Origin of the sequence: Vibrio sp. CUB2 (assembly GCF_001557945.1) — a bacterium.
GTDB lineage: Bacteria > Pseudomonadota > Gammaproteobacteria > Enterobacterales > Vibrionaceae > Vibrio > Vibrio owensii.
In genome coordinates this window covers 1-2,854 of sequence record NZ_LNRB01000051.1, presented here as the reverse complement: position 1 = coordinate 2,854, position 2,854 = coordinate 1, and the positions used below count along the sequence as shown (strand labels likewise).

General features: G+C 39.2%; 4 protein-coding genes. 3 read left to right on the top strand and 1 reads right to left on the bottom strand.

Annotated elements, in window-relative coordinates:
* Positions 1–247 precede the first annotated feature (247 nt).
* The 3 genes from ATB78_RS27680 to ATB78_RS27670 all read left to right on the top strand — a co-directional run bounded on the left by ATB78_RS27680 (position 248) and on the right by ATB78_RS27670 (position 2,491).
* Positions 248–928 (top strand): hypothetical protein, encoded by a 681-nt coding sequence (locus tag ATB78_RS27680; protein WP_061011147.1) that lies wholly within the window; start codon positions 248–250, stop codon positions 926–928.
* A 145-nt stretch (positions 929–1,073) separates the two neighbouring features.
* On the top strand, positions 1,074–2,069 hold the full coding sequence (locus ATB78_RS27675) for a hypothetical protein (RefSeq protein ID WP_061011146.1): 996 nt from the start codon (positions 1,074–1,076) through the stop codon (positions 2,067–2,069).
* 155 nt (positions 2,070–2,224) lie between these two features.
* Complete coding sequence (locus ATB78_RS27670; protein WP_061011145.1) at positions 2,225–2,491, top strand: hypothetical protein; 267 nt, start codon at positions 2,225–2,227, stop codon at positions 2,489–2,491.
* A gap of 25 nt (positions 2,492–2,516) precedes the next feature.
* Here ATB78_RS27670 and ATB78_RS27665 read toward each other — a convergent pair.
* Positions 2,517–2,854 (bottom strand): IS30 family transposase (locus ATB78_RS27665; protein WP_155647874.1); only part of this gene is annotated, 338 nt, incomplete at its 5' end.

Here is a 2,854-nt window from a genome sequence, read left to right as displayed (position 1 = left end):
GTTGTTCGCAAAGTTTAGTTCGGCTTAAAATTGTCGCTCGGTGCCTCGCGACTAACAAACTGCTCAAGAGGGATTCGCAACGCGTGGCATTTTTACTATGCGTTGAATTTAGTGATTAAGGTGGTTTGCAGCGGCTTAGGTATTGCGTTGCTCACCCCTTAGCAGGGCGTTATGTTCTTTACCGTAGATAAATTGGGGACATGTGGTTTATTGAATGATATCGTAGCTCTAATAAAGGAGTAACCATATGAAAATAATAAAGAAAGACTTTGTAAATGAAAATACAGAATCTTATTGTGCTAAAGGTCATAAGTTGTCATCTGGTACTGCTTATTTTATGCAAGCAAAAGATGGGACCATCTATTTTGGTGGTAAGCAATGCGCTGAACTACATGGCACCAACAACGTAAAAGATGTACCAGATCTCACTAAGTCACTTGTATCACTGACTGCCAACACTACTTCTGGAGGTGGCGGCGGAGGTAAAGCCTCAGAAGGTAATGATAAAGCTATTGCAGTAGCCTACTTGCTGTTAAGACAAGAGCTAATGAACGACTTCAGACTTAATAATCGTGTGATATCACATGATAACCTGAGGAGACATTACGAGTCATATCGAGATACTGGTGAGTTGAGTGAGTCTGCGGTTAAACATATTGTTCGAACAGAATCATATGTTGCAAAGAATATTGATGAAAAGCTTTCTCTAAAAAACCTATCTACGTGTCATGCCTATAAGTTCATTCTAGATAGAACGTCCGCCCACCTTCGAGCTAAGGATAAAACTGATGGTGTCGAGTTCGTAGCTTCGCTAAAGCGGTATTTATTAGCTAACTGTACTTTGACGACAGGTCAAGTTTCGGGATTGAAACGTTGGATTCAATATCTACCAAATGATCTGAAAAATGCAAAGCTCAAGGACTTTTAGTTCGAACATAACAAGCGCTTCAAGGCGGATTCGCAACGCGTGGCATTTTCACTATGCGTTGATTTCAGTGATTAAGGTGTTATGCGGTAGCATTGGTATTGCGTTGCTCACCACTTAAGGGGGCGTTAAGTTCCTCGGAGAAAATATGAAGAAAATCGCTAGAATTTGCTGGAATAGCAATGGTTGGGTAACTCCATCTGGTCGTCCAGGTAAAAGTAGCAACAAAGACTCTTATGAGTATCAGAATGGATATGGTCACGAGGAATGGTTACTAGATACGACCAAAATCATTGATGGTTATCATTACGGGTATATCCAAGCAATTGGAAAGCACAGAGATACATATTTAGATCAAGTCTTCGATGTTTCTTTATATTCAATAAATAGCGATACGAAACAACGATGGTGGCTAGGCGAAATAAAAAACCTAGAGGTGGTCTCCGCTGAAGAGTCAGAAAGAGTATACAAACAATACAAGAAAAATGGTTGGTACAAAGAGATGCTTTCTCAACTAAATTCAGTTGGGGCTAACATTGAAGAATTCAAAAATTTTGTTACTGCTGACATCTTTTCTGTCGTGAGGTATAAACCCGAAGACCTAAATTTGCTCGATGAACCTCAGGAGTTTAGTGCTGACGATCCTGCAGTAACTTCCAATTATTACAACTTGAAGAACAAAAAAGTAGAGCCGAACTTGGAAAGCCCAAAAGGGTTTAAGTTTGTTGCCGGTCATACTGAGGGAAAAAGTAAAACCAAGCGGTCATATAGTGACTACAAAAAAGAAGTCTCTCTGTTACACAATCAATTACAAACAGCATTGTATGAAGAACTATCTCAACGCTATGGATCGGACTTTGTAGCCACTGAACAAAGTTGCGGCTCTGGAAATCGTATAGACCTTGTTGTTAAGAAAGATAGTCTCTATTCACTGTATGAAATCAAGACGTTGAGTACTGCAAAAAGTTGTATCCGAGAAGCCTTAGGTCAGTTAATGGAGTACGCATTTTATAACGACGATATTCCTATCGATAAGTTAGTTATTGTATCTCCCCATGAACTAAAAAATTCGGATGTCGAATACTTAGCTCGAATAAAAGAGAAGTTTTCACTACCTATTGAGTATATGGCACATAGCTTGTAGACCGGAACTTAACAAGCAATTTAAGAGGGATTCACAACGCTTGGCATTTTTGCTAATACTTCAAATTTAGTGTTTATGGCACAATGTTTAGGCTGGGTGGTAGCGTTGTTCACCCCTTAATTGGGCGTTATGTTTCCCCAATACAAGGATTAAAGATGTTGAAATTAATAAAAATAGAAAAAGAAGAGTTGATTCGTTTAGGTAAGAAAGATAGCGATGAGCTATATGTTATCGTTGATGAATGTAATACTCGATTGACTCGACCTGATTCGAAGATAAAGACTGAATCTAGGCTTAAATTCCTTAAGAAATGGAATAATAAAGTAAAAAATGCATTGAGTAAAAAGGACCCCGATCTGATTTTAAAAGCTATTGATAGTGTGTTGACTCTTTCTAGTGGTCCTGACAAGCCCAAAACTTAGTATCAAGTTTGAAGTGCGACACTTTCTACAGATGCGCATGAATATACTCCGTTGGTGTCCTATACCCAAGCCTTTTGCGTGGGCGCGTATTTAATTTGTGTGCAATTTCATTACAGAGCTTCTGTGTCACGTGTGACATAGAAGTTCGTTTTGGTAAGTATTGTCGTATCAAGCCATTGGTGTTTTCATTAGTCCCTCGCTCCCATGAGTGGTATGGATTTGCAAAGTAAAACAGGCAGTTATGATGTTTTTCTAGTTGTGCATAACCATGAAATTCAGTGCCGTTATCCGCAGTTATCGTCTTAAAAGGTAAGTCAGAGCGGGTCATGATTTTGCTCATTCTTACGTTGAGCGACTCGCTTG